Below are 25,262 nucleotides of genomic sequence, written 5' to 3' on the forward strand. Positions count from 1 at the left end.
ATGAGCCAGGAGTTGTACATTCCGAGGGGCGCCGCCGAGAGCGCCGGGTACGTGCTCGACATCGATCCCGAGCGGGCCGGTTGGGGATACGGCGCCCTGCGGATCGTGGAGCTGGCGCCGGGTGGCGGCCACGCCTTCGCCGCCGGGGACAGTGAGTGGATCGTGCTGCCCCTCAATGGTGGTTGTACGGTGCAGGTAAGTGATCAGGTGTTTGAACTCCTGGGCCGGGAGAACGTGTTCGCGTCGGCATCCGACTTCGTGTACGTGCCCCGGGACGCCCAGGTCCAGATCGCCTCCGACGCGGGAGGCCGCTTCGCCCTGGCAGGAGCGAAGTGCGAGCGACGACTCCCCGCCCGCCGCGGCCCCGCGTCGGAGGTCCCCGTGGAGGTGCGCGGCAGCGGCGGCTGCGTCCGCCACGTCCGCAACTTCGCCTCCGCCGACGCCTTCGAGTGCGACAAGCTCATCGCCGTGGAGGTGATCACCCCGGGCGGCAACTGGTCGTCGTACCCGCCGCACAAGCACGACGAGCACCGGCCCGGCGAGGAATCCGAGCTGGAGGAGATCTACTACTTCGAGATCGACGGTCCGAACGGCTTCGGGTACCAGCGCGTATTCCCCTCCCGTGAGGGCGGCTCCGACGTCCTCGCGGAGGTCCGCACCGGCGACGCCGTCCTCGTCCCCGACGGCTGGCACGGCCCGTCGATCGCCCAGCCCGGCCACGACATGTACTACCTGAACGTCATGGCGGGTCCGGGCGAGACCCGGGAGTGGCGGATCTGTTTCCACCCGGACCACACAGAGGGGTACCGATGACGACGACCAGGCTCACCGTCGCGCAGGCGCTCGTCCGCTTCCTGTCCGCCCAGTACACCGAGCGCGACGGTGTACGCCGGCGGCTGATCGGCGCCACCTGGGGCATCTTCGGCCACGGCAACGTCGCCGGGATCGGCCAGGCGCTCGTCGAGTACGGCGACGTGATGCCGTACCACCAGGGCCGCAACGAACAGGCCATGGTGCACGCGGCGGTCGGCTACGCCCGCCAGTCCAACCGCCTGTCCACGCACGCGGTGACCACCTCCATCGGCCCGGGCGCCACCAACCTCGTCACCGGCGCCGCCCTCGCCACCATCAACCACCTCCCGGTCCTCCTGCTCCCCGGCGACGTCTTCGCCGCCCGCCCCGCCGACCCAGTGCTCCAGCAGCTGGAGGTGCCGTACGCGGGCGATGTGTCGGTCAACGACTGTCTGCGCCCGGTGTCGAGGTACTTTGACCGCGTCACCCGCCCGGAAGCCCTGATTCCGGCCGCGCTCGCCGCCATGCGCGTCCTCACCGACCCCGTGGAGACCGGCGCCGTCACCCTCGCCCTCCCGCAGGACGTCCAGGCCGAGGCGTACGACTGGCCCGACGACTTCTTCACCGACCGCACCTGGGTGATCAGGCGGCCGGGCGCCGACCCCACCGAACTCGCCGAGGCGGTCACCGCGATCCGCGCCGCCCGCCGCCCCCTGATCGTCGCGGGCGGCGGCGTCCATCACAGCCGCGCCGAGGAAGCCCTCGCCGAGTTCGCCGAGACCACCGGCATCCCCGTCGCCGCCACCCAGGCGGGCAAGGGCTCCCTCGCCTACGACCATCCGCAGGACGTCGGCGGCATCGGCCACACCGGCACCGCCACCGCCGACGAACTCGCCCGCACCGCCGACCTGGTGATCGGCGTCGGCACCCGCTGGACCGACTTCACCACCGCCTCGAACACCCTGTTCGCCGCGCCCGGCGTCCGCTTCCTCAACCTCAACATCACCCCCTTCGACGGCCACAAGATGGCGGGCCTGCCCCTGGTCGCGGACGCCCGCAGCGGCCTGACCGAACTCACCGACGCCCTCCGCCTGCACGGCCACCGCGTCCCCGACGCCTACGCCGACGAGTACACCGAGGACAAGGAGCGCTGGGAACAGCGCGTCGACGCCTGCTACGAGGCCGACGAACCGGACGTACGGCGGCCCACCCAGCCGCAGGTCCTCGGCGCCCTGGACGCCCTCGTCGACGAGACCGACATCATCATCAACGCGGCCGGTTCCCTCCCCGGCGACCTGCACAAACTCTGGCGCACCCGGTCCCGCGACCAGTACCACCTGGAGTACGGCTACTCCTGCATGGGCTACGAGATCCCCGCCGCCATCGGAGTGAAGCTCGCCGTGCCCGACCGCCCCGTGTGGGCGCTGGTCGGCGACGGCACCTATCTGATGATGCCGACGGAGATCGTCACCGCCGTACAGGAGGGCATCGCCATCAAGATCCTGCTCGTCCAGAACCACGGCTACGCCTCCATCGGCGGCCTCTCCGAGTCCGTCGGCGGCGAGCGCTTCGGCACCGCCTACCGCTTCCCGGCCGACGACGGCGGCTACACCGGCGCCCCGCTCCCCGTCGACCTCGCCGCCAACGCCGCCAGCCTCGGCATGCGGGTGCTGCGCGCCCGGACCGTGCGCGACCTGCGCGCCGCGCTCGCCGAGGCGCGGGCCGCCGACACTCCCACATGTGTCTACGTGGAGACCGAAACGGCAGACACAGTGTCGGGCGCGCCCCCGGCGCAGGCCTGGTGGGATGTACCCGTGGCCGAGACCGCGACCAGGCCGTCCGCGGTCAAGGCACGTGAGCTGTACGAACGGCACGTCTCCACCCGACGCCGCCATCTGTGAAGGAGCAACCGGTCATGACGAAGATCGTCAACCACTGGATCGGCGGCAAGACCGTCGACGGCACGTCGGGCACCTACGGCCCGGTCACCGACCCGGCCACCGGCCAGGTCACCACGAAGGTCGCCTTCGCCTCGGCCGACGAGGTGGACGCCGCGGTCGCCGCCGCCAAGGACGCCTACGTCACCTGGGGCCAGTCCTCGCTGGCCCAGCGCACCTCGATCCTGTTCAGGTTCCGGGCGCTGCTGGACGACCACCGCGACGAGATCGCCGAGCTGATCACCGCCGAGCACGGCAAGGTGCACTCCGACGCCCTCGGCGAGGTGGCGCGCGGACTGGAGATCGTCGACCTGGCGTGCGGGATCAGCGTGCAGCTGAAGGGCGAGCTGTCGACGCAGGTCGCCAGCCGCGTCGACGTGGCCGCGATCCGGCAGCCGCTGGGCGTCGTCGCGGGCATCACGCCGTTCAACTTCCCGGCGATGGTGCCGATGTGGATGTTCCCGCTGGCCATCGCCTGCGGCAACACCTTCGTCCTCAAGCCCAGCGAGAAGGACCCGTCGGCGTCCGTCCGCCTCGCCGAACTGCTCGCGGAGGCGGGCCTGCCGGACGGCGTCTTCAACGTGGTGCACGGTGACAAGGTGGCCGTCGACCGGCTCCTGGAACACCCCGACGTCAAGGCGGTCTCCTTCGTCGGCTCCACCCCCATCGCCCGCTACATCCACACCACCGCCGCCGCCAACGGCAAGCGCGTACAGGCCCTCGGCGGCGCCAAGAACCACATGCTGGTCCTGCCCGACGCCGACCTGGACGCGGCGGCCGACGCGGCGGTCTCGGCGGCGTACGGCTCGGCGGGCGAGCGCTGCATGGCGATCTCCGCGGTGGTCGCGGTCGGCGCGGTCGGCGACGAACTGGTGGCGAAGATCCGCGAGCGCGCCGAGAAGATCAAGATCGGCCCCGGCACCGACCCCGCCTCCGAGATGGGCCCCCTGATCACCGCCGCCCACCGCGACAAGGTGGCGTCGTACGTGGAAGGCGCCGCGGCCGAGGGCTGCGAGGTGGTCCTCGACGGCACCGGCTACACGGTCGAGGGCCATGAGGACGGCCACTGGATCGGCATCTCGCTCCTCGACAAGGTCCCGACGACGGCCAAGGCGTACCAGGACGAGATCTTCGGCCCGGTGCTGTGCGTGCTGCGCGCCAAGACCTACGAGGAGGGCGTGGCGCTCATCAACGCCTCCCCCTTCGGCAACGGCACCGCGATCTTCACCCGCGACGGCGGCGCCGCCCGCCGGTTCCAGCTGGAGATCGAGGCGGGCATGGTCGGCGTGAACGTCCCCATCCCGGTCCCCGTCGGCTACCACTCCTTCGGCGGCTGGAAGGACTCCCTCTTCGGCGACCACCACATCTACGGCAACGACGGCACGCACTTCTACACCCGCGGCAAGGTCGTCACCACCCGCTGGCCCGACCCGGCCGACGCCCCGGCGGGCGTCGACCTGGGCTTCCCGCGCAACCACTGACCCGGGCGCGTTCCGCCGCCCCCGTGTACCGCAGCCGTGGTACGCGGGGGCGGCGCCGTACGCCCGTGGGAGGTCAGGGGGTTCCGACCGGGGTCTGCATCGGTTGTCGGTGGCGGCCCGTACCGTTGACGCATGGATCTTCGACTGCCCGGACTGCGAGGGCCACGCGGGCCACGGCGGCTGCTCGCCGCACTGGCCACCGTGGCCGTCCTCGCCGGTGCCGGTACGTGGACGGCCGTCGCCTCCGACGAGGCGCCCGCGGTACACCGCGCCGACCGGGTGCTGAGCGTGGGCGACGGAGTGCGCGTCGACACCTCGTACTTCACCTCCACCGACGCCGGACGCCGCCCCGCCGTACTGCTGGGCCACGGCTTCGGCGGCAGCAAGGACGACGTCCGCGAACAGGCCGAGGACCTCGCCCGGGACGGCTACGCGGTGCTGACCTGGTCGGCCCGCGGCTTCGGCCGCTCCACCGGAAAGATCGGGCTGAACGACCCGCAGGGGGAGGTCGCCGACGTCTCCCAGCTCATCGACTGGCTCGCCCAGCGGCCCGAGGTGCGCCTCGACAGGCCCGGCGACCCGCGCGTGGGCGTCGCGGGAGCCTCGTACGGCGGCGCCATCGCCCTGCTCTCCGCCGGGTACGACGGCCGGGTGGACGCCATCGCCCCGGCCATCACCTACTGGAACCTCGCCGACGCGCTGTTCCCGAACGGCGTGTTCAAGAAGCTGTGGGCGGGCATCTTCGTCAACTCCGGCGGCGGCTGCGACAAGTTCGAGCCCCGGCTGTGCGCGATGTACGAACGGGTCGCCGAGTCCGGCACCCCGGACCCCGAGGCCCGCGCGCTCCTCGAAGAGCGCTCGCCGTCCGCCGTCGCCGACCTCATCGACGTGCCCACCCTGCTGGTGCAGGGCCAGTCCGACTCCCTGTTCCCGCTCGGCCAGGCCGACGCGGCGGCCAAGGCGATCCGCGCCAACGGCGCCCCGGTCGACGTCGACTGGATCGCGGGCGGACATGACGGCGGCGACCCGGAGAGCGACCGGGTGCGCGCCCGGACCACCTCCTGGTTCGACCGCTACCTCAAGGACGACAAGGGCGCCGACACCGGCCCCGCCTTCCGCGTCACCCGCACCGGAGGCGTCGACTCCACCGACGGCCAGGCGCTGCTGCGGGGCGCGAGCGCCGACACCTACCCCGGCCTGGACAGCGGACGGCGGAGTATCGCCCTCACCGGCCGCGAACAGAGCGTCGACAACCCGCCCGGCGGCGCCCCGCCCGCCGTCTCCGCCCTCCCCGGACTCGGCGGCTCCGGCGGACTCGCCCAGCTGTCCTCCCTCGGCATCGGCGTCTCCCTCGACTTCCCCGGCCAGTTCGCGCGCTTCGAGTCGGCGCCCCTCGACCGCGACCTGCGCATCACCGGCTCCCCGACCGCGACCGTCCACATCGAGTCCACCAGCGACGACGCCGTGCTCTTCGGCAAGGTGTACGACGTCGGCCCGGACGGCACCCAGCAGGTGCTGCCCTCCCAGCTCGTCACCCCGGTACGGATCGAGGACGCCAAGGCGGGCAAGGACGTCACCCTGACACTCCCCGCCATCGACCACGAGGTGGAGAAGGGCCACCGCCTCCGCCTGGTCCTCGCCTCCACCGACCTCGGCTACGCCTCCCCGGCCGCCCCGGCGACGTACAAGGTGTCCCTCAAGGGCGACCTCCAGGTGCCCACCGCACCCGGTGTGACCACCGCCGCCGCCCCGCTCCCGGCGTGGGTGTGGTGGCTGCCGCTCGCCGCCGCCGTCCTCGCCGTGGCCCTGCTGGTCACCGGCCGCCGCCGCACCACGACCCCCGCCCCGGACCCCGCGCTCGCCGACGTGCCGCTGCGGATCACCGACCTGAGCAAGCGGTACGCCAAGTCGGCGGACCGGTACGCGGTCCGGGACCTCTCCTTCACCGTCGAGAAGGGCCAGGTCCTCGGACTCCTCGGGCCGAACGGCGCGGGCAAGACGACCACCCTGCGCATGCTGATGGGCCTGATCCAGCCGGACGGCGGCGAGATCCGCGTCTTCGGCCACGCCATCCGGCCGGGCGCGCCCGTCCTGTCCCGGGTCGGCGCCTTCGTCGAGGGCGCGGGCTTCCTGCCGCACCTGTCCGGCCGGGAGAACCTGGAGCTGTACTGGCGGGCCACCGGCCGCCCGCCCGAGGACGCCCACCTGGACGAGGCCCTGGAGATCGCGGGCCTCGGCGACGCGCTCGCCCGCGCGGTGCGCACCTACTCCCAGGGCATGCGCCAGCGCCTCGCCATCGCCCAGGCCATGCTCGGCCTGCCCGACCTGCTGATCCTCGACGAACCGACCAACGGCCTCGACCCGCCCCAGATCCGCGAGATGCGCGAGGTGATGATCCGGTACGCGGCGGGCGGCCGCACGGTCATCGTCTCCAGCCACCTCCTCGCGGAGGTCGAGCAGTCCTGCACACACCTCGTGGTCATGGACCGGGGCAGGCTGGTGCAGGCGGGCCCCGTCGCCGAGATCATCGGCTCCGGCGACACCCTGCTCGTCGGCACCGTCACCCCCGTCGACGAACCCGTCGTCGAGAAGATCGCCGCACTGCCCGGCGTCGCCTCGGCGGTCCGCGCCGACGACGGACTCCTCATCCGCCTGGACGCCGACGGCAGCCCCGCCCGCCTGGTGACCGAACTGGTCCGGCTGGAGGTGCCCGTCACCTCGATGGGCCCGCACCGCCGCCTCGAGGACGCCTTCCTCACCCTGATCGGAGGATCGGCATGAGCGCCGACACGACGCTCGCCGAGCGCACGGAGACGGCCCACGGCTACCGCGCGGGCCGCACCCTGCCGCTGCGGGTCGAGCTGATCCGCCAGCTGAAGCGGCGGCGCACGCTGGTCATGTTCGCCATCCTCGCTGCCCTGCCGTTCGTCCTCGTCGCCGCCTTCGCGATCGGCGGCGAGCCGGACGGCCGCGGCGACCGCATCACCCTGATGGACACGGCCACCGCGTCCGGCGCCAACTTCGCCGCCGTCAACCTCTTCGTCTCCGCGGGCTTCCTGCTGGTCATCCCCGTCGCCCTGTTCTGCGGGGACACGGTCGCCTCGGAGGCCAGCTGGTCCTCCCTGCGCTATCTGCTGGCGGCGCCCGTGCCGCGCGCCCGGCTGCTGTGGTCCAAGCTCGTCGTGGGACTGGGCCTGAGCCTGGCCGCCATGGTGCTGCTGCCGGTGGTGGCGGTCGGCGTCGGCACGGTGGCCTACGGCTGGGGCCCGCTGGAGATCCCCACCGGCGGCTCACTGGAGGCGGGCACGGCCGCCGGGCGGCTGGTGATCGTCGTGGCGTTCATCTTCGTCTCCCAACTGGTCACCGCAGGGCTCGCGTTCTGGCTGTCCACGAAGACCGACGCCCCCCTCGGCGCGGTCGGCGGCGCGGTCGGCCTGACCATCGTCGGCAACGTCCTCGACGCCGTCACCGCCCTCGGCGACTGGCGGCACTTCCTGCCCGCGCACTGGCAGTTCGCCTGGGCGGACGCCGTCCAGCCCGACCCCGAGTGGTCCGGCATGATCCAGGGCACCGCGATTTCCATAACGTACGCCCTGGTCCTGTTCGCCCTGGCCTTCCGCGGCTTCGCCCGCAAGGACGTGGTCTCCTAGGTCACCGGAAGATCACCCACCGGTCTCAACGGCCCTGCTCCGTGCCCGCATCGAGACCCATCCGCAACGCCCCGTGCCGCACCTTCCGGCATCCCGCGCCGTCACAGTCACAGAGACCGACACCGTCACTGGGACGGACACCGTCACTGGGACGGACACCGTCACTGGGACGGACACCGTCACTGGGACGGACACGTCGCTGGGACGGACACCGACGCGCACCGGGGAGCCAAGATGCAGCACGCCGAACCCGACGACCACCGGCGGCCCGCCCACCGCACCGGCCGTCCCCGACCGCCCGCGGCGACGCCCGGCGGCGACCTGCGGGAGCACCCGCCGCCCCGGCGCGCCCCCGGGTCCGCCCGGCGGCTGCGGGCCGCGCTGACCGCGGCGGCGCTCGCGGGCGGTCTGCTGCTCACCGGCTGCGGCGGCAGCGGCGAGCCGAGCAACACGGCCGACCGGGGCGGCGCCCGCGAATCCCGCGGCGACGCCCCGCTGCCCGGCCCCGACCAGGGGTACGGCACCGGCGAGCGGGACAGTGACGGAAGCGGCGAGGACGACTCGCGCGAGGTCGCCCCCGCACCCGACTACCTCTCCACCTTCGCCCTCGACGTCGACACCGCCTCCTACGGCTACGCCCGCCGCACCCTCGCCGACGGACGGCTGCCCGACCCGTCGACCGTCCGCCCCGAGGAGTTCGTCAACAGCTTCCGGCAGGACTACGAACGCCCGGACGGCAACGGCTTCTCCGTCACCGTCGACGGCGCCCGCACCAGCGAGGACGACTGGTCCCTGGTCCGGGTCGGCCTCGCCACCCGCCCGGCCGAGGACGACGGCGAACGCCCGCCCGCCGCCCTCACCTTCGTCCTCGACATCTCCGGCTCCATGGCCGAGCCCGGCCGTCTCGACCTCGCCAAGAAGTCCCTGGGCGTGATGACGGACCGGCTGCGCGACGACGACTCGTTGGCCCTGGTCACCTTCAGCGACGAGGCGGAGACCGTCCTGCCGATGACCCGGCTCGACGGCAACCGCGACGAGATCCACGACGCCATCGACGACCTGCGCACGGAGGCGTCCACCAACCTCGGCGCGGGCGTCGAGACCGGCTACGGGACCGCCGTGGAGGGCCTGCGCAAGGGCGCCACCAACCGGGTCGTCCTGGTCTCCGACGCGCTCGCCAACACCGGCGACACCGACGCCGACACCATCCTCGAACGCATAGCCGACTCCCGCCGCGAGTACGGCATCACCCTGTTCGGCGTCGGCGTCGGCAGCGACTACGGCGACGCCCTGATGGAACGCCTCGCCGACCGTGGCGACGGCCACACCGTCTACGTCTCCGACACCGACGACGCCTACGACGTCTTCGCGGAGCGACTCCCGCGCAACGTCGACCTCACCGCCCGCGACGCCAAGGCCCAGGTCGCCTTCGACCCCGAGACGGTCGCCGAGTTTTCCCTGGTCGGCTACGACAACCGGCGGGTCGCCGACGAGGACTTCCGCGACGACTCGGTCGACGGCGGCGAGATCGGCCCCGGCCACACGGTCACCGCGCTGTATGCGGTCCGCACCCGCTCCGGTGCCTCCGGCCACCTCGCCACCGCCACGGTCCGCTGGCTCGACCCCGACAGCCGCACCCCGCACGAGGAGACCGCCCAACTGGAGAGCGGCGCCCTGGACGACTCCCGCACCACCGCCTCCGACCGCTTCCGGGTCACCGCCGTGGCCGCCTACTTCGCCGACGCCCTGCGCCGCGGCACCGACCACACCCACCTCCCCGGCGCCCTGGACCTGACCGACCTCACCGAGGAGGCCGAGGACCTGGCCGAGGAGACCGGCGACAGCGCGGTACGGCAGCTCGCCGAGGCGATCCGGCAGGCGGATGCGCTGAGCTGAGCCGGGCGGAGCCGAGCCGGGCGGCGTCCCTCCCATTGACTCTTTCTTACTTGCGGGTAAGTTCTTGTCGGGACAACGCCGTTCGCCGTACCGGGAGCCGCCATGGGCGTACGCAGGGATCTGAAGCGGGCCAGGAAGCATGCCGCCCTCACCGACCGCACCGGCATCGAGCTGACCAGGGACGCGGACGGCACCGTGCGCGAGGTGCGGGCGGCACCGCTCGCACCCCGCCCGGCGGCGGGCAGCATCGCCGACATCCCGTACACCAACGCGGCCGAGGCCCCCGACGCGGTCGTCCTGCGCCGCCGTACCGACCGGGGCTGGCAGCCGGTGACCGCGCAGGACTTCGCCCGGGAGGTCACCGCGGTGGCCAAGGGCCTGATCGCGGCCGGGCTCGAACCGGGCGGCCGGGTCGCGCTGATGTCCCGCACCCGCTACGAGTGGACGGTCCTCGACTTCGCGATCTGGGCGGCGGGCGGCTGCGGCGTCCCGATCTACGCCACCTCCTCGGCCGACCAGGTGGAGTGGATCGTCCGCGACTGTGGCGCCCGATTCGTCGTCACCGAGACCGCCGAACACTCCGCCACGGTCACCACCGCCACCTCCGGCCACCCCGAACGCCCCCGCGTCTGGGAACTGGACGCGGGCGCGCTCGACGAACTCACCCAACTGGGACGGCACATCACCGACGAGGAGGTCACCAAGCGCCGTACGGCGCTCACCCCCGACACCGTCGCCACCGTCTGCTACACCTCCGGCACCACCGGCCGCCCCAAGGGCTGCGTCCTCACCCACGCCAACCTGCACGCGGAGTCGGCGAACACGGTCGAACTGCTGCACCCCGTCTTCAAGGCCGTCACCCGCCAGGCCGCCTCCACCCTCCTCTTCCTGCCGCTCGCCCACATCCTCGGCCGCACCCTCCAGATCGGCTGCCTGCTGGCGCGGATCGAGACCGGCCACTTCCCGAGCGTCAAGCCCGACGAACTCCGCCCGGCCCTCAAGGAGTTCCGGCCCACCTTCCTCGTCGGCGTCCCCTACCTCTTCGAGAAGATCCACGACACCGGCCGCGCCACCGCCGAGAAGCTGGGCCGCGGCGCCTCCTTCGACCGCGCCGACCGCATCGCCGTCCGCTTCGGCGAGGCCCACCTCAACAGGTTCCTCGGCACCGGCAAGGGCCCGGGCCCCGCCCTGTACGCCGCCTGGGCCCTGTACGACCTGCTGGTCTACCGCAGGGTCCGCAAGGAACTCGGCGGCCGCGTGCGCTACGCCATCAGCGGCGGCTCCCCCCTGGACCGCAACCTCAACCTGTTCTTCTACGCCGCCGGCATCCTCGTCTACGAGGGCTACGGCCTCACCGAGACCACCGCCGCCGCCACCCTCGTCCCGCCCCTGCGACCCCGCCCCGGCACGGTCGGCCTCCCGGTGCCGGGCACCTCGGTCCGGATCGCCGACGACGGCGAGGTGCTGCTCAAGGGCGGCATCGTCTTCGGCACCTACTGGAACGACCCCGAGGCCGCCGACGCCGTCCTCACCGACGACTGGTTCCACACCGGCGACCTCGGCTCCCTCGACCAGGACGGCTACCTCACCATCACCGGCCGCAAGAAGGACATCCTCGTCACCTCCGGCGGCAAGAACGTCTCCCCGGCCGTCCTGGAGGACCGGCTGCGCAGCCGCTCACCCATCGGCCAGTGCATCGTCGTCGGCGACAACCGCCCCTTCGTCGCCGCCCTCATCACCCTCGACCCCGAGGCCGTCGCCCACTGGCTGGCCGTACGCAAGCTGCCCGCCGACACCCCGCTCTCGGAGGTCGTCCGCGACGAACGCGTCCGCGCCGACGTCCAGCGGGCCGTCGACTACGCCAACGAGGCCGTCTCACGCGCCGAGTCCATCCGCGCCTTCACCCTCCTCACCGGCGAGTTCACCGAGGACAACGGCCTGCTCACCCCGTCCCTGAAGGTCAAACGCCATGCGGTGACGGAGGTCTACGCCAAGGAGATCGACGCCCTCTACGACGGCGGGCGCTGAACGCGGCACGAACGGGGGCGGGGCCACCGGTTTCCTCCGGCGGCCCCGCCCCACGGCTGCTGGGCGCAGCTCAGTCCTTCGCTGCCTCAGTCCTCGCTGTTGTACGACAGGATCGACACGTCCTCCAGCAGGTGCGCCAGCGCGCCGTCACGCTTGGACTGCGTGGAGTTCTCGGTGCACTGCTGCGTCAACTCGTCCGACAGGATCGGCACGTTCTGGATCGGGATGAGGTTGACGACGCTGACGGGGACGTCGCTGACGGCGATGCACGGCTTGTTGAAGGAACCCTGGATGAGCGCCATCTGCGGGCTCATGTTCCCGTGGGTGGCCGAGTTGCCGTAGAACTGGGCGGCACCGTTGCCGTTCGCGAGGGCCGGGCCGCTGTCATCGCCGATCGCCATCGCCTGCGGAGCGGTGACAGCGGAAACGCCCATGGCGGACGCGGCGAGCGCCGCGGTGGCAACAACCTTCTTGATCACTGGCAGTCCTTTCTGAGGAAACCCCGTCCACCGGAGCTCTCTGGTCAACTGCGCCTATGCAGTGTGGTTTCTCCCGTTCACCCGGTCGGCCCACATGCGGGCCAACCGGGTGAACCGCCGCAACTAATCCTGATTCACCGTGTTGATGAGGCCGTAGGACATGCGTCGCTACGAGGAAAGGAATGCGAAGTGCTCAAGAAGGCAATGGTCGCCGCGGCGGCCGCCGCTTCCGTCATCGGTATGTCGGTGGCGGCCGCTCCCCACGCGCTTGCCGTGGGCGACGACTCCGGCCCGGCCGTGGCCAACGGCAACGGCGCCGAGTCGGCGTTCGGCAACTCGGCGACCAAGGGCGACATGAGCCCGCAGCTCTCGCTGGTCGACGGGTCGCTCAACAAGCCGTGCGTCGGCCTTGAGGACATCAACGTCGCGGTGCTCAACATCGTGCCGATCCAGGATGTCCCGATCCTGTCGGACGACCTGGCTCAGCAGTGCTCCGACAACTCCACCCAGGCCAAGCGCGACGCCGCTCTGTCGCACATCCTGGAGGACCTGTCGGTTCTGTCGGCCAACGGCGACTGACCCGAATTCGGAAATCCCGGTGGAGTCCGGGTGGTCCGCAGCGGTATCGCGCGGGCGCCCGGGCTTTTCCGGAAAACCGGTCTCCGTCCGAATCGCCGGGGGGAAAAGTGTGGTGGCGCGGTGCGATCGGGTGAATTCCCGGGCGACCCGCGTTCCTCGGTTTCCCAATCCGTCTATCCCTCGTTCTACAGCCTGCCGGTCATGGTGCGAGCCATTGAAGCTGCGCTCGCTCGGCTTCGGCCGTCATAGGGGCATGACCGCAGAGAAGGGAAAGTTCATGAAGAAATGCGCTGCTGTTGTCGCTGGCGCGATCATGGCTCTGGGCGCGGCCGCCCCGGCGTTCGCGGACGCGGGCGCCCAGGGCGCCGCCGTCGGGTCCCCGGGTTTCCTCTCCGGCAACGTCGTACAGGTTCCCGTTCACATCCCCGTCAATGTGTGCGGCAACTCCCTGAACCTCGTCGCCGCGCTGAACCCGGCGTTCGGCAACGTGTGCGTCAACAAGTGACGTCATAGCGCACCGGCTCGTCCGGCTGCGTCCTGGCCGGTCTCGGACGAGGGTTCGCTCACGTCCGAGGCCGGCCCAACCGTTTCTTCACACCAGGAAGACCACGAGATTGCGACAGACCCTGAGCAGGGGAATGGTCGCGGCGGCCGCCGCGACCGGCATTCTGTCCCTGTGCGGCAGCACCGCCCTCGCCGACTCGACGGCCGAAGGAGGCACCGGGCACTCGCCCGGGGTCGCGTCCGGCAACGACGTCCAGGCGCCGCTGAACGTACCGGTGAACGCCTGCGGCAACACCGTCGACATCGTCGCCGCGCTGAACCCGGCCTTCGGCAACCGCTGCAAGACCGACGGCGGCGGCCACCAAGGCGGCCACCACGGCGGTGGCCATGATGCCGACCACGGCGGCGCCCACGGCGGCCACGGCGGCCAGGACAGCGGCAACGGCGGCCCCAGCAGCGGCCACGGCGGCAACGGCGGTCACAGCGGTGGCGGCGGTCACAGCGGTGGCGGCCACGGCGGTCACGGGCACGGTTCGGACGGCTCCTCCGCGCACGGCGGTGCCGTCGGCTCACCGGGTGTCGGTTCCGGCAACAACGCCCAGGCCCCCATCGACCTGCCGGTCAACGCCTGCGGGAACACCATCGACGTCATCGGCCTGCTGAACCCGGCCTTCGGCAACGACTGCGGCCCCGAGGAGCCACCGGGATACGGCGAGACGCCCCCGACGACGCCCCCGGCCCACCCGCCGACGACGCCGCCGACGACGCCTCCGGCCTCGCCCCCCGAGAACAAGCCGCCCGCCGAGGAGGAGAAGACACCGCCCCCGACGAGCGAGCGGCCCCCCGCCGAGGAGGAACTGCCGCCCACCGGTGGCGAACAGCCCGGCCCCCCGCCGGGCGGCGGGCACCACGAGCCGCCCGCGCTGGCCGAGACCGGCAGCGGCACCGTGCTCGGTGCCTCCGCCGCGAGCGCCATGCTGATCGGCGGCGGCATCGTGCTGTACCGCCGGGGACGGGCCGCGTCCCGTCGCTAGAGAGCACACCGCGCCCCGGGTGACGACCGACGGTCCGTCACCCGGGGCGCCGTGCGTTGCGGTCAGCCGTGCGCGGCGGCCCGGGTCTCCCGCGACCCCCGGCGCCCCGGCGCGGGGACCGTGCCGACGCCCGCCCCCGCGGCCAGTCGGCGCCGCACGCCTCGTAGCAGCGTGGGCGCGGTGAAGGTGGCGCCGTGCACGAAGCGCATCGCCGGGCCGAACCCGGTCGCCGTCACCAGACCGGCCAGGAAGAGCCCGGGGTACGACGACTCGAAGTCGCTGCCGACGGCGGGGGAGCCGTCGGACAGCGTGAGCAGGGTGCCGCGCAGGTCGGGGGAGAGCGGGGCGAGCCGGTCGGCGGTGGCGCGGAAGCCGGTGGCGGCGATGACGTGCTCGGTGTCCAGGCACCGGGTCCGCGCGGACCACGCCTGAAGGGCCTCCGGCTCACCGGCCGGCCCGGCGCCCGGGGTGTGGCGGACCACTTCCAGGCGGAGTCCGCCGGGCACCGGACGGGCCGCGGCGACGCGGTGGCCGAGGTGGATCTCGACGGACGGCTCCACCCGGTCCCGTACCCACCAGGCGCCCGCGGGGCCCAGCGCGGTCGCGGCGACGCGGGCGCGGGTGGGTTCGGGGAGGTGGTGGAAGAGGCCGGGGTGCTCGGCGTAGCACCAGTTGCGCCAGCCGCAGCCGAGGGCGGAGTGCGGGGCGCGCAGCGAGCGCCACCAGGGGCGGCGCCGGGGCGGCGGGACCTCGTTCCAGCTGAGCCGGGCGGTGCGGGCCAGGACGCGGACCCGGGTGCCCTGTTCGGCGAGGAGCGCGGCGGTCTCCAGGGCGGCCTGCCCGGCGCCGACGACGGTGACGTCCTTGCCGCGCAGGTGGTCCAGGTCGGCGTGGTGGCTGCTGTGCGAGACGAGGGCGGGCGGCAGTCCGCGCAGCGCGGCGGGGATCTCGGTGAACGGCATGACGCCGACCGCGAGGGCGACGGTGCGGGCGGTGAGGGTCCGCCCGTCGTCGAGGACCGCCTCGAAGCCGCCGGGGCAGGGCGCGAGCCGGGTCACCTGGTGCTCGTCGACCTCGGGCACGGCGTTGCGGGCGAACCACAGGCCGTACTCGGCGAACGTCTCCACCGGGATCGGCTCGGCGTGCCGGGCGGTGGTGCCCCGGCCCGCGCAGTAGGCGTCGAGGCGCCAGCGGCCCTCGGGGTCGGAGAGGCTGGACGCCCAGGGTTCCGACTTCAGGAACATGCCGCGGGGCATGTGGTCGCGCCAGGACGCCATCGGGCGGCCCAGCACGCGCAGGGAGAGCCCGGCGGCCGCGGCGTGGGCGGCGACGGACAGCCCGTAGGGGCCCGCGCCGACCACCAGCAGGTCGTACATCAGTGGCTGCTCGCTTTCTCGTCGGTGGGCCGGGCCGCGGGGGTGTCCCCCGTGTCCTCGGCCGGTGCGGTGGCCTGCCGGACCACGCGGGGCTGGGCGCGGGTGGCGCCCGCCGGGGCCCGGCGGTGCAGCCGGGTGCGCAGACGGCGGGAGACGTGCCGGGACCACAGGCCCCACAGCGCACGGCCGGGGCCCCGGTCGTCGTCGGCGTGCCACGCCAGTTCGCGTCCGGCGGGCGCCGGGCGGAGCGCGGTCAGGGGCGCGTAGTTCTCCACCACGAAGGTCCGGCCGTGCCGCGGCGCCCCGGCCGGCAGCGGACGGTGGGTCAGGTCCAGGTGCAGGGCGCGTACGACGTCCAGGTCCGCGGTGTCGCTGAACAGCCGGAACTGGGCGCCGGGACGCGGGTTGAAGTCGAGCAGGTGGTAGCGGCCGGTGCGGTCGCAGCGCCGGAAGTCCAGGTCGAAGACGCCCCGGAAGCCCAGTTCGGTGGTGAGCCGTTCGGCGAGCGAGAGCACCTCGTGGTTGGGCGTCCACTCGCCGACCGCCGTCAGTCCGGCCGCGCGCGGCCAGGAGCGCAGTTTGCGGCCCGGTCCGCCGCCGCGCACCGCCCCCGAGCGGTCGGCGTAGCCGTGGACGAACCAGTCGTGGTCGGTGCCGGGCGGCAGGAACTCCTGGATCAGCAGCCTGCTTCCGGCGTCGGCGGCCCGCCCGTACAGCTCACCGGCCTGCCGCGGGGAGTGGACGAGGGTCGTGCTGCGCAGCCCGGACCCGGCGGGCAGCAGCCAGGGGCGGCTCCACTTCGCCACCACCGGCACGCCGAGCCGCCAGGCCGCGTCGGCGGCGTGCCGGGCGCTGTCGGGGACGACGGTGTGCGGGTGCGGCAGGTCGAGCGCCGCGCACACGGCGGCCAGCTCCGCCTTGTCGGCGAGGCGTTCGGGCAGCGCGGCGGGGACGGTGGGCAGCAGATAGGCGGGGGCGAGTTCGGTGTGCAGCCGCCCCACGGCCACGGCGCTCGCGTCGTCCATCGGGACCAGCACCGCGGGCCGGGCGACCCGGGCGGCCACCCGGCGCAGCGCCACCGCGATCTCGTGCGGCGTCGCCCCCGGCCCCGGTGGCGCGTGCACCTGCCGTACGTAGCGGGAGGCCTGGACGGGGCTGTCCGCGCAGTCGGCGACCACATGGACATCGAGCCCGGCCCGGCCGAGCGAGCGGGCGGCGCCGAGGGTGCCGTGGTGGAAGGGGTTCCGGTCGATCCGCAGCAGCACGGCGGGGACGCGGGTGTCGAACAGTGTCACGGTCGTTCTCCTCGGTCGGTCACCCGTGCGGGCGAGTGGGACGCTCCAACGCCGCAGCCGCACTGGCGTACCTCGTATTGATGTGACTGGGTGTCAGTGAGTGACGAAGACGAGTGGAGAAAGGAGCAGGCATGGCCCCACAGCGACGACGTGCGCGGTCCCGGCGGATCGCGCTCCTCGCGGCGACGGTCGCCGCGTCGGCCGCCCTGGCGTCCGTCCCCGGTTTCGCCGCGGGACTGGGGGTGGCGGTGGAAGCCGACCCCTCCGCTCCGCCCGCACCGGTGGCGCCCACGGTCCCGGCCGACCCGCCGAGCGCACAGGCACCGGCCGCCCCGAGCAGCCCGGCGCCGCAGCCACCGGAGGAGGTCCCCGCCTTCGGCGCCTACCTCGACTACGGCCCGCGCGGGGTGGCCCGGATCGCGGAGCTGAGCCGCTGGCTCGGCGGCACCGAACTGCGGGTCGGGCACACCTACCTGCCCGGCGACCGTTGGAGCAACATCGCGGGCGCCCCCAGCTTCCTGGAGGACTGGGCGCGCTGGCGCAACGAGAAGGCCGACCGGATGTTCGTCCTCAACGTGCCCATGCTGGAACGCAACGAGGAGGGCGTTCCCGACGCCGAGGTGCGGCGCCAGCTGCGGCGCGGCGCGGCCGGACGCTACGACCAGCACTTCCGGACCCTCGCCGAACGCCTGGTCGCGCTGAAGGTGCCGGACACGGTGATCGTGCTCGGCTGGGAGATGAACGGCGTCACCTACACCCACCGCTGCGGCCCGGACCCCGAGGCCTGGAAGACGTACTGGAAGCGGATCGTCACCACCATGCGCGCCGTGCCCGGCCAGCGGTTCCGCTTCGACTTCACCCCCAGCCGGGGCCGGGACGCCGTGCCGTGGACGCAGTGCTACCCGGGCGACGACACCGTCGACATCGTCGGCATGGACTCCTACGACCAGCCCGCCGGGCTCACCTTCGACCAGCAGGTCGAGGAGCCCTACGGCCTGAAGGAGCACGTCGAGTTCGCCAAGGCGCACGGCAAGCCGATCTCGTACCCGGAGTGGGGGCTGTTCCGCAACGGCGACAACCCGGAGTACATGCGGCGCATGCTCGCCTGGATGGCCGAGCACAAGCCGCTGTACAACACGCTGACCGACTACTGCCCGCACGGCGTGTGGCAGTGCGCCGACAACCCGAAGTCGGCGGAGGTGTACCGGGCGGCCCTGTCCGGTCTCGGCCAGCAGCCCCAGCCGGACCCGACGCCCACCCCGACCCCCACGCCCACCCAGCCCACCGAACCCGCGCAGCCGCCGTCCGAGTGCCAGCCGCTCGACCTCGGCGACTGGGTGGAGCACTGGCTCGGCGGGAAGCTGTGCATGCGGCTCGACTGGTGGTCGCGGGCCCGCTGACGCGGCGTCGGACGCCCGGTGGCGGCGGGCCCGCTCAGGACCTGCCGTCACCGTCGTGTCCTCTCCGTCGGGGCCGCTCGGCGCGGCGGCGCAGCAGTTCCTTGCCCCGCCGCCGGGCGGCCACGTCGCACACGGTGGCCGCGAGCAGCGGTGCGGTGCGCCGCTGCGCCAGCAACAGCCGCTGGTTGACGACGGGTTCGGGCCGCCAGTGCCGTTTGTAGGGCTCGTCGCCGCGCAGCAGGCTCAGCGTGCCCCGGGCCTGCTCACCGGTCGCGCTCAGCAGCATCACCGCGACGTCCGCCCGGCGCTCCCGCAGACACGGGTGGGCGCCGTACAGATAGCCGCCGGTCAGGCCGCGCGAGCGCAGCGTCAGATCGACGGCCACGACGTCGTCGTCCAGCCGGAACTCGGTGACGACGGCGTCCCCGGAGCGCACCATCGGCTCGGCGGAGCGCACCAGGTGCTGACGGAACCGCTCCCGCAGGTGCTCCGGCGTCACCTTCCGCCCCCGCCACTGCAAGGCGTGCAGCTCCAGCAGCCGCCGCAGCGCCTTGTCGACCTCTTCCGGCGTCACGACGTGCCGTTCGACACCGAGCGCGGCCAGTTTGCGCAGCTTGGCGCGGACCCGCTGCTGGGACTTGCCCGACGGCAGCCGGGCGACGAGCTGGTCCATGGGTACGGCGGGCAGCTCCAGGCACAGCGAGTCGGGCACCCGGTGGTGCGGTCCGGGCCAGCGGTCGTAGACCCGTTCGGCGGCGCCGCCCGGCCGTACCTCGCGCAGGTCGATCAGCGCGGTGCGGGCGGCCCGCTGGAGAGCCTCGGTGAGCGCGGCCACCGCCCGGGTGCCGTGCGCCTCGTCCACCAGGACGTCCCCGTAGTCGGAGATCGGCCCGCCGATCGGCACCAGCGACGGCAGCGGACGGCGTACGAGCATCAGGGGCGCGGCGGCGACGAGTTCCCCGCCGGTGTCGCTGACGAGGACCAGCCGCAGCCGTCCGGGCCTGCCGTACGACTGCCACCAGGAGTGCAGCCAGGCGTGATGCTGGAACGGGGTCGCGGCCGGGCAGCCGCCGTACAGCCGCGCCCAGCGCGGGGCGAGCGCGGCGAACACGCGCTCCTCGGTGACGAGTTCCGCCGTGTACGTCACAGCTGCCCGTGGGCGTCGGCGGCGACGGCCGGACCCGGTACGGCGGCCGGGCGCCCGGCGCTCTCGGTGGCGGCCCGGCGGGGCCGGACCAGCAGGGCGAGCCCGCCGAGCAGCCCGCCCGCGCTCGCCCCGACCAGGCCGGTCAGCGCAGGGGAGGCGGAGGACGGTTCGGTGGGTTTCACCGCGCGGGCGAACCGCTGGAGTTTCACGTCGGTGGTCTTCACGCCGGCGTCGGCGTGCCGGGTGAGGGCGCGGGCGACGGCGTTGGCCATGTCGGCGGCGAGGTCGGGGCGCTGGGAGGTGGCGGTGACCGCGACCATCGGCGCGTCCGGCGAGGTCGCCGTGCGCACGCTGTCCTTCAGCGTGGCGACCGGCACGCCCGCCCACACCTGGGCGTCCCCGAGCACCGCGAGCTGGGTGGCGACCCGGCCGTAGGCCTGCGCGAACCCGAGCGCGCCGGCCGGGTCGGAGCCTTCGGCGGGCACGGCGACGAGATAGCTGGTGGCCGTGTACTCGGGGGTCTTGAGCGCGCCGTACGCGCCGCCGAGGAGACCGCCGGTGAGGGCACCGGCGACCAGCAGCGACCAGGGCGGCAGGGTCCGCGCGCGGTGCAGGACGGCCCGGCCCGGGCGGCGCGCTCCGGTGGGGTTCTCGGTCATGACGGGCTGGCTCCCTGGGGCGATGGTGACGGAATCGGGGCTTGGGGGGCGGCCGGGATGCGCACTGGCCGGGCCGGGGCGCCGGGCGCCGGACGCCCTCGGTCCGCGGTGAGCGCGGCCCGGTACACGTCCAGCAGCCGGGCCGCGCTGCGGGTGATGTCGTAGCGGTGGGCGGCGGCGGGGGCGGTGCGTGGCCGGGGGCCCGCCGCCCGGACCTCGGCGACGGCGTGCGCGAACACGTCCGGGCCCGCGTCCCGGGCGACCCGGCGGGCGTCGGGCGCGTCCCGCGCGGGGAGGTCCTCGACGGCCGGGCAGGAGGCGTACCGCACGGGCAGCCCGGAGGCCAATGCCTCCACCACCGCGAGGCCGAACGACTCCTCCGGGGACGGCGAGGCCAGCATGTCCATCGCGGAGACCAGGGACGGCAGGTCGGGGCCGGGTGAGCCGTCGGGGACGCTGGGGCGTTCCCCGGTGAACAGCACCCGGTCGGCGACGCCCGCCTCGTGGGCGGTGCGGCGCAGCACGTTCTCCTCGGGTCCGCCGCCGACCAGCAGCAGCCAGTGGTCGGCGGGCAGCCGGGCCAGGGCACGCACCAGGACGTCGAAGCGTTTGGCGGCGGTGAGCCTGCCGATGCCGCCGATGACGTACGCCGTGTCGGGCAGCCCGAGCCGCTGCCGGGTGCGCAGCCGGGCCCACGGGTCGAAGCGGAACCGCTCCAGATCGATGCCGTTGGGCACCACCTCGATACGGGGCGCGGGCACCCCCCAGCGCTTGAGCCGGTCGGCGACGGTGGGGGAGACGGCGACCGTGGTCCGGCCGAGGCGTTCCCCGGCGAGGTACAGCGCCCGCACCCCGGCGGTCAGCGGGCGGCCCTCCATCTGGGAGTCGCCGAGGGAGTGCTCGGTGGCGACGATCGCCCGTACCCCGGCGAGGCGGGCGGCGAGACGGCCGTAGAGGCAGGCGCGGTAGAGGTGGGTGTGCACCAGGTCGTACCCGCCCTCGCGGACGATCCGCACCAGCCGGGGCAGCGCGCCGACGTCGCGGTTGCCCGCCATGCCGAGGTGGATCACCCGTACGCCGTCGGCCCGCAGCCCGTCCGCGACCGGTCCGGGGTTGGTGAGCGTGACGACGTCGCTGTCGACGGGCAGGTGCCGCAGCAGCAGCCGCAGTTGCTGCTCGGCGCCGCCGACGCCGAGGCCGGTGATGACGTGCAGCGCCTTCACCGGGCGGCCCCCGCCGGGACGGGCCGTCTGCGCAGCCGGTGCAGCCTGTACTTCAGCAGCAGGCGTACGGCGGTGTCCCGCTGCCCGATGTGCAGCCGGGGCAGGGCGTGCGGGCCGGTCAGCGGGCCGGGGTCGATGGCGCAGGCGTACCGGTACCCGGCCGCCCGTACGGCGTCCACGGCGCGCTGGTCGAGCGTCCCGTACGGGTAGCAGAACCCGGCGACCGGAGCGCCCGTCAGTTCCGTGAGCACTGCCCGGCTCTCGGCGACCTCGGCGTGCAGCAGCGTGTCGTCCACTTTGGTGAGGTCGACGTGGGTGAGGCCGTGCGAGCCGATCTCGACGCCCTGCCCGGCCGCGTGCCGGATGCCGTCGGCGGTCAGCAGCGGCTTGCGCGGGCCGAGCGGGTCCCAGGCGTTGTCGCCGCCGAGCCGTCCCGGCAGCACGAACAGGGTGGCGCCGAAGCCGTGGCGGCGCAGCACCGGCAGCGCGTCGGTGACGAAGTCGGCGTACCCGTCGTCGAAGGTCAGCCCCACCAGACCGGCGTCCGCCCCGAGTGCCCGGGCGGTCAGCAGGTCGGCCACGGACACCCCGCGCAGCCCGCGCCGCCGCAGCCAGCCGAGCTGGGCGTCGAGCCGGGCCGGGGTCACGGTGATGCGGTACGGGTCGTCGGAGCAGTCGCCCACCGAGTGGTACATCGCCACCCATGGGAGCGGGCCGGGCGCGTGGCGGCTGCCAAGGCCGTCGAGGCCGAGGTCGTCAACGGGAACGGACATGCACAACCCTCCGGATCACGGAACGCAGACAACTCACGGCCAGCACACAGCCCTGGTCGCCCAGGGCCCGGCCGACCAGCACGAACACGACGGCGACGGTGAGGGCACCGACGGCCAGGCCCGGCACCGGCGAGCCCACGGCGCCCGCCGCGCAGGCGCCCGCCGCCGTCGCGACCACCGCCGCCCGCAGCGGCCTGCTCAGCTCGGCCAGCACGGCCCGGCGGCGCAGCGGCACGACACCGCCCGGACCGTTCTCCCGGGCGCCGGCCAGCAGCAGCGCGGCGGTGACGGTGATCCCGGCCGCGTTGGCGGCGGCGATCCCGGCGGTGCCCCAGGGGCGTACCGTCCAGACGCCCAGCCAGGCCGTGGCGACGATGCCGACGGCCATCGTGGCGAGCGGGTACCAGGTGGGGCGGCCCGCCCCGAAGTAGCAGCGGATCAGCGCGCCGACCAGGGTCTGGCCGAGCAGGCCGAGCGCGTACACCCGCATCACGGACGCCGTCGCCGCGGTGTCCCGGGCGGTGAACGCGCCCCGCTGGAAGAGCACTTCGATGATCTGCGGGGCGCAGGCGACGACGATTGCCGCGCCCGCCAGCACCGTGCACGCGGCCAGCGCCAGGTCCCGCTGCACCCGTTCCCGGGCGCGTTCGGTGTCGCCGTCGGCCAGCGCCCGCGCCACCACCGGGAAGGTGACCGTGCACAGCATCAGCGACAGCGTCATGGGGATCTGCGCGACCTTCTGCGCGTAGTTCAGGTGCGAGATCGACCCGGCGGCCAGGTGCGAGGCGAGGAACCGCTCGATCAGCACCTGGGACTGACGGCACAGCGCGAACAGCAGCACGGTGCCGACGAGGGCGAGGCCCACGGTGGCGGGCGAGCCGTTCCGGTCGGACCCGTCCGGGGGTTCGGGCTGTTCCGGTGACTCGGGCGTGCGCAGCCGCCGCCACAGCACCGGCAGTTGCACCGCCACCATCAGGAAGCCGCCGACCGCGACCCCGGCCGCCGCCGACCGCACGCCCCAGCGCCCGCCGAGCACCAGCATCGTCGTGACGATGCCGGTGTTGTAGGCGACGTAGATCGCCGCCGGGGCCAGGAACCGGCGGTGGGCCCGGAGCGCCGCGCTGGAGTAGCCGGCGAGCCCGAAGCTCAGCAGACAGGTCGCCGTCAGCCGGGTGCAGTCGACGGCGAGTCCCCGGTCGGACAGCCCGGGGGCGAGGGCGGCGACCAGGTAGGGGGCGGCGGCGACGGTCAGGGCGGCGCCCGCGACCAGGGCGAGCGTGAGCCGCGGCAGGCTGCTGGCGACCAGGGCGCGCACCGGGTCCTTCGGGGCACCCTGGGCGCGTTGCGCCAGCGCCAGGCTGAACGCCGGGACCAGCGCGAAGGCCAGCCCGTCCTCGATGAGCAGCGTCGCCGCGAACTCCGGCACGGTCCACGCCACCAGGAACGCGTCCGTGTCCCGCCCCGCCCCGAACAGCTGGGCCAGCGCCTGGTCGCGCACCAGCCCGAGCACGGCACCGGCGAGGGAGAGGGCCGCGGTGAGCAGCGCGGCCCTGGCGAGGAAACCGCGTGGTTCCCGGGGCGCCTCCGGGGCGGCCGTGTCATGCGGCGCGCGCTGTCCGGGCGGTGCCGCTCCCGGCGCCGGCGGTGTCACCGTCATCCCGCGACCACCCTCTCCGCACGGCGTCCGGCGTCCCGGGGCACCACGTCCCCCGCGTCGCCCGGCCCCCGCGCCCCCACCAGCGCCCACCACGCCGCCAGCCCGAAGGCCAGCGCCGTCAGCACGGTCGAGGGGCCGCCGATGTCGGCGTAGGCGAAGTCGGTGAGCTGCCAGACCAGCAGACCGCAGGCGACCAGGGCGCAGTCGAGGCCGGTGCGGCCGGGGCCGGACCGGCGGGACCGGGCCAGCCCGCGCACCGCGCACACCAGCAGCGCCAGCCAGCTCCCGGCGAGCGCGACCAGACCGATCAGCCCCTGCTCGCTCAGCACCAGCAGGTACATGTTGTGCGGCGACAGCAGCGGCTGCCGCCGGAAGGCCGCGCCCGCCCCCTCGGTGTCACTGCCGGAGGACAGGGCGAGGGAGGCGTGTGCGTCCCGGTGCTCGGGGAAGCCCTTCAGACCGACACCGGTCAGCGGCCGCTCGCGCCACATACCGGCCGCCGCGGTCCACAGCGCGTACCGGTCGGTCACCGACTGGTCGGGCGCGCCGGTCACCCGGGTGATGCTGGCGACCCGCTCCTGGAGCAGCGCCGAACCCACCCCGAAGCCGCCGACCAGCAGCACACCCACCGCGGCGGCCACGGCGCCCACCGCCAGCGCCCGCCGCACCCCGGCCAGCGCCAGCTGCACCGCGCAGGTCACGGCCGTCGCGATCCACGCGCCCCGGCTGAAGGACAGCGCCAGCGGCAGCAGCAGCACCGCCGCGCACCCGGCGGCCACCGCCCGCTGCCGCACCGGCCCGCGCCCCAGCGCCAGCCCGAGCGCACAGACCAGCCCCACCGACACCGCACCGGCCATCCCCATGACGTCCTGCGGCCCGAAGGTGCCGACGGCCCGGATCGGCTGCCCCTGGTACGAGGCGCCGGTCCCGGTCACGTACTGGTGGACGCCGACCGCGCCCTGCCACACCGCGAGCCCGACGAACGCCCAGGCCAGCAGCCGTGCGTCGCGCCGGTCGCGGATCAGCAGCAGCACGGCCGCCGGGACCAGCACGAAGACCTGCGCGTAGCGGGCCAGCCCGGTGAACCCGGCCGTGGGCGAGAGCGCCCCCGCCGCGGCCACCGCCAGCCCCACCAGCGGCAGCCCCAGCACCACCGCCGCCGTCCGGGACAGCGGGCGCCGCCGCTGCCGCAGCAGCCGCAGCGCGCACCAGCCCACCAGCAGCGCGGAGGCCAGGTCCGCCGGGGTCGCGCCGCCGTCGGCGCCACCGGACGGCAGCGGCAGCCCGAGCAGCGCGACGACGGCCACCACGGGGAGGACCGGCGACACCCCGCGGGCGGTGGGCAGGCTCAT

The 25,262-nt window shown here is 74.0% G+C and carries 20 protein-coding genes; 11 read left to right on the forward strand and 9 right to left on the reverse strand.

Translation table 11 applies throughout. The features are described 5' to 3' along the window. The 7 genes from iolB (at nt 1) to KBY47_RS16600 (ending at nt 11,784) form a co-directional block, all read left to right on the forward strand. Nucleotides 1-813, forward strand: a complete 813-nt coding sequence (gene iolB / locus KBY47_RS16570; protein WP_210921893.1) for a 5-deoxy-glucuronate isomerase — start codon at nt 1-3, stop codon at nt 811-813. After that, a complete protein-coding gene (iolD, locus tag KBY47_RS16575) occupies nt 810-2,693 on the forward strand; it encodes a 3D-(3,5/4)-trihydroxycyclohexane-1,2-dione acylhydrolase (decyclizing) (RefSeq protein ID WP_210921894.1) in 1,884 nt (627 codons plus the stop codon). The genes iolB and iolD overlap by 4 nt, the downstream gene beginning before the upstream one ends. Nucleotides 2,694-2,707: 14 nt before the next feature. Beyond that, entirely contained in the window at nt 2,708-4,210 is a 1,503-nt protein-coding gene (gene mmsA / locus KBY47_RS16580) for a CoA-acylating methylmalonate-semialdehyde dehydrogenase (RefSeq protein ID WP_210921895.1), read from the forward strand. Between the two features lie 132 nt (nt 4,211-4,342). Further along, the gene (locus tag KBY47_RS16585) at nt 4,343-6,991 is read left to right on the forward strand and encodes an alpha/beta fold hydrolase (RefSeq protein WP_210921896.1); all 2,649 of its coding nucleotides are present in this window, start codon (nt 4,343-4,345) and stop codon (nt 6,989-6,991) included. Further along, nucleotides 6,988-7,860 (forward strand): ABC transporter permease, encoded by an 873-nt coding sequence (locus KBY47_RS16590; protein ID WP_210921897.1) that lies wholly within the window; start codon nt 6,988-6,990, stop codon nt 7,858-7,860. Before KBY47_RS16585 ends, KBY47_RS16590 begins: the two co-directional genes overlap by 4 nt. A gap of 234 nt (nt 7,861-8,094) precedes the next feature. Then, nucleotides 8,095-9,756, forward strand: coding sequence for a von Willebrand factor type A domain-containing protein (locus KBY47_RS16595; protein WP_210921898.1), 1,662 nt, complete (start codon nt 8,095-8,097; stop codon nt 9,754-9,756). 102 nt (nt 9,757-9,858) lie between these two features. Next, entirely contained in the window at nt 9,859-11,784 is a 1,926-nt protein-coding gene (locus KBY47_RS16600; RefSeq protein WP_210921899.1) for a long-chain fatty acid--CoA ligase, read from the forward strand. Between the two features lie 86 nt (nt 11,785-11,870). Here KBY47_RS16600 and KBY47_RS16605 read toward each other — a convergent pair whose 3' ends face one another. Continuing rightward, on the reverse strand, nt 11,871-12,263 hold the full coding sequence (locus KBY47_RS16605; protein ID WP_210921900.1) for a rodlin: 393 nt from the start codon (nt 12,261-12,263) through the stop codon (nt 11,871-11,873). Nucleotides 12,264-12,452: 189 nt separating this feature from the next. Here KBY47_RS16605 and KBY47_RS16610 point away from each other — a divergent pair, with 189 nt between their 5' ends. From KBY47_RS16610 to KBY47_RS16620, 3 genes are all read left to right on the forward strand, one after another. Continuing rightward, nucleotides 12,453-12,842 carry a rodlin gene (locus KBY47_RS16610; RefSeq protein WP_210921901.1) on the forward strand — a complete coding sequence of 130 codons (390 nt, stop codon included), beginning with the start codon at nt 12,453-12,455 and terminating at the stop codon, nt 12,840-12,842. 277 nt (nt 12,843-13,119) lie between these two features. Next, nucleotides 13,120-13,347 (forward strand): chaplin, encoded by a 228-nt coding sequence (locus tag KBY47_RS16615; RefSeq protein WP_210921950.1) that lies wholly within the window; start codon nt 13,120-13,122, stop codon nt 13,345-13,347. 109 nt (nt 13,348-13,456) lie between these two features. Continuing rightward, nucleotides 13,457-14,380 (forward strand): chaplin, encoded by a 924-nt coding sequence (locus KBY47_RS16620; RefSeq protein WP_247694789.1) that lies wholly within the window; start codon nt 13,457-13,459, stop codon nt 14,378-14,380. A 62-nt stretch (nt 14,381-14,442) separates the two neighbouring features. Here the strand turns inward: KBY47_RS16620 and KBY47_RS16625 are convergent, their stop codons facing one another. Beyond that, nucleotides 14,443-15,756 (reverse strand): NAD(P)-binding domain-containing protein, encoded by a 1,314-nt coding sequence (locus KBY47_RS16625; RefSeq protein ID WP_210921902.1) that lies wholly within the window; start codon nt 15,754-15,756, stop codon nt 14,443-14,445. Next, nucleotides 15,756-17,051: an ATP-grasp domain-containing protein gene (locus KBY47_RS16630; RefSeq protein ID WP_210921903.1), complete on the reverse strand. Its 1,296-nt coding sequence runs from the start codon at nt 17,049-17,051 to the stop codon at nt 15,756-15,758. Before KBY47_RS16630 ends, KBY47_RS16625 begins: the two co-directional genes overlap by 1 nt. 131 nt (nt 17,052-17,182) lie before the next feature. On the opposite strand from KBY47_RS16630, the gene KBY47_RS16635 reads away from it, so the two are divergent. Continuing rightward, nucleotides 17,183-18,451, forward strand: a complete 1,269-nt coding sequence (locus tag KBY47_RS16635; RefSeq protein ID WP_210921904.1) for a glycoside hydrolase family 26 protein — start codon at nt 17,183-17,185, stop codon at nt 18,449-18,451. Between the two features lie 34 nt (nt 18,452-18,485). On the opposite strand, the gene KBY47_RS16640 is transcribed toward KBY47_RS16635, so the two are convergent. Genes KBY47_RS16640 through KBY47_RS16665 form a run of 6 tightly spaced genes read right to left on the reverse strand, consistent with a single transcriptional unit; the run spans nt 18,486 to nt 25,262 of the window. Then, complete coding sequence (locus KBY47_RS16640; protein WP_210921905.1) at nt 18,486-19,598, reverse strand: GNAT family N-acetyltransferase; 1,113 nt, start codon at nt 19,596-19,598, stop codon at nt 18,486-18,488. Then, the gene (locus tag KBY47_RS16645; protein WP_210921906.1) at nt 19,595-20,257 is read right to left on the reverse strand and encodes a lipopolysaccharide biosynthesis protein; all 663 of its coding nucleotides are present in this window, start codon (nt 20,255-20,257) and stop codon (nt 19,595-19,597) included. The genes KBY47_RS16640 and KBY47_RS16645 overlap by 4 nt, the downstream gene beginning before the upstream one ends. After that, nucleotides 20,254-21,480: a glycosyltransferase gene (locus KBY47_RS16650; RefSeq protein ID WP_210921907.1), complete on the reverse strand. Its 1,227-nt coding sequence runs from the start codon at nt 21,478-21,480 to the stop codon at nt 20,254-20,256. Before KBY47_RS16650 ends, KBY47_RS16645 begins: the two co-directional genes overlap by 4 nt. Then, complete coding sequence (locus tag KBY47_RS16655; protein ID WP_210921908.1) at nt 21,477-22,253, reverse strand: polysaccharide deacetylase family protein; 777 nt, start codon at nt 22,251-22,253, stop codon at nt 21,477-21,479. The genes KBY47_RS16650 and KBY47_RS16655 overlap by 4 nt, the downstream gene beginning before the upstream one ends. Further along, on the reverse strand, nt 22,237-23,910 hold the full coding sequence (locus KBY47_RS16660) for a lipid II flippase MurJ (protein WP_210921909.1): 1,674 nt from the start codon (nt 23,908-23,910) through the stop codon (nt 22,237-22,239). The genes KBY47_RS16655 and KBY47_RS16660 overlap by 17 nt, the downstream gene beginning before the upstream one ends. Continuing rightward, nucleotides 23,907-25,262, reverse strand: coding sequence for an O-antigen ligase (locus KBY47_RS16665; RefSeq protein ID WP_210921910.1), 1,356 nt, complete (start codon nt 25,260-25,262; stop codon nt 23,907-23,909). The genes KBY47_RS16660 and KBY47_RS16665 overlap by 4 nt, the downstream gene beginning before the upstream one ends.

It is taken from the genome of Streptomyces sp. B93, assembly GCF_018070565.1.
In the GTDB taxonomy this organism is placed as follows: Bacteria; Actinomycetota; Actinomycetes; order Streptomycetales; family Streptomycetaceae; genus Streptomyces.

Coding starts and splice junctions, on each gene's coding strand:
- KBY47_RS16660 (WP_210921909.1), bottom strand. CDS start 23,910: ATGACGGTGACACCGCCGGCGCCGGGAGCGGCACCGCCCGGACAGCGC.
- iolD (WP_210921894.1), top strand. CDS start 810: ATGACGACGACCAGGCTCACCGTCGCGCAGGCGCTCGTCCGCTTCCTG.
- KBY47_RS16595 (WP_210921898.1), top strand. CDS start 8,095: ATGCAGCACGCCGAACCCGACGACCACCGGCGGCCCGCCCACCGCACC.
- KBY47_RS16590 (WP_210921897.1), top strand. CDS start 6,988: ATGAGCGCCGACACGACGCTCGCCGAGCGCACGGAGACGGCCCACGGC.
- mmsA (WP_210921895.1), top strand. CDS start 2,708: ATGACGAAGATCGTCAACCACTGGATCGGCGGCAAGACCGTCGACGGC.
- KBY47_RS16635 (WP_210921904.1), top strand. CDS start 17,183: ATGGCCCCACAGCGACGACGTGCGCGGTCCCGGCGGATCGCGCTCCTC.
- KBY47_RS16585 (WP_210921896.1), top strand. CDS start 4,343: ATGGATCTTCGACTGCCCGGACTGCGAGGGCCACGCGGGCCACGGCGG.
- KBY47_RS16625 (WP_210921902.1), bottom strand. CDS start 15,756: ATGTACGACCTGCTGGTGGTCGGCGCGGGCCCCTACGGGCTGTCCGTC.
- KBY47_RS16600 (WP_210921899.1), top strand. CDS start 9,859: ATGGGCGTACGCAGGGATCTGAAGCGGGCCAGGAAGCATGCCGCCCTC.
- iolB (WP_210921893.1), top strand. CDS start 1: ATGAGCCAGGAGTTGTACATTCCGAGGGGCGCCGCCGAGAGCGCCGGG.
- KBY47_RS16665 (WP_210921910.1), bottom strand. CDS start 25,262: ATGAGCCTGCCCACCGCCCGCGGGGTGTCGCCGGTCCTCCCCGTGGTG.
- KBY47_RS16645 (WP_210921906.1), bottom strand. CDS start 20,257: ATGACCGAGAACCCCACCGGAGCGCGCCGCCCGGGCCGGGCCGTCCTG.
- KBY47_RS16655 (WP_210921908.1), bottom strand. CDS start 22,253: ATGTCCGTTCCCGTTGACGACCTCGGCCTCGACGGCCTTGGCAGCCGC.
- KBY47_RS16615 (WP_210921950.1), top strand. CDS start 13,120: ATGAAGAAATGCGCTGCTGTTGTCGCTGGCGCGATCATGGCTCTGGGC.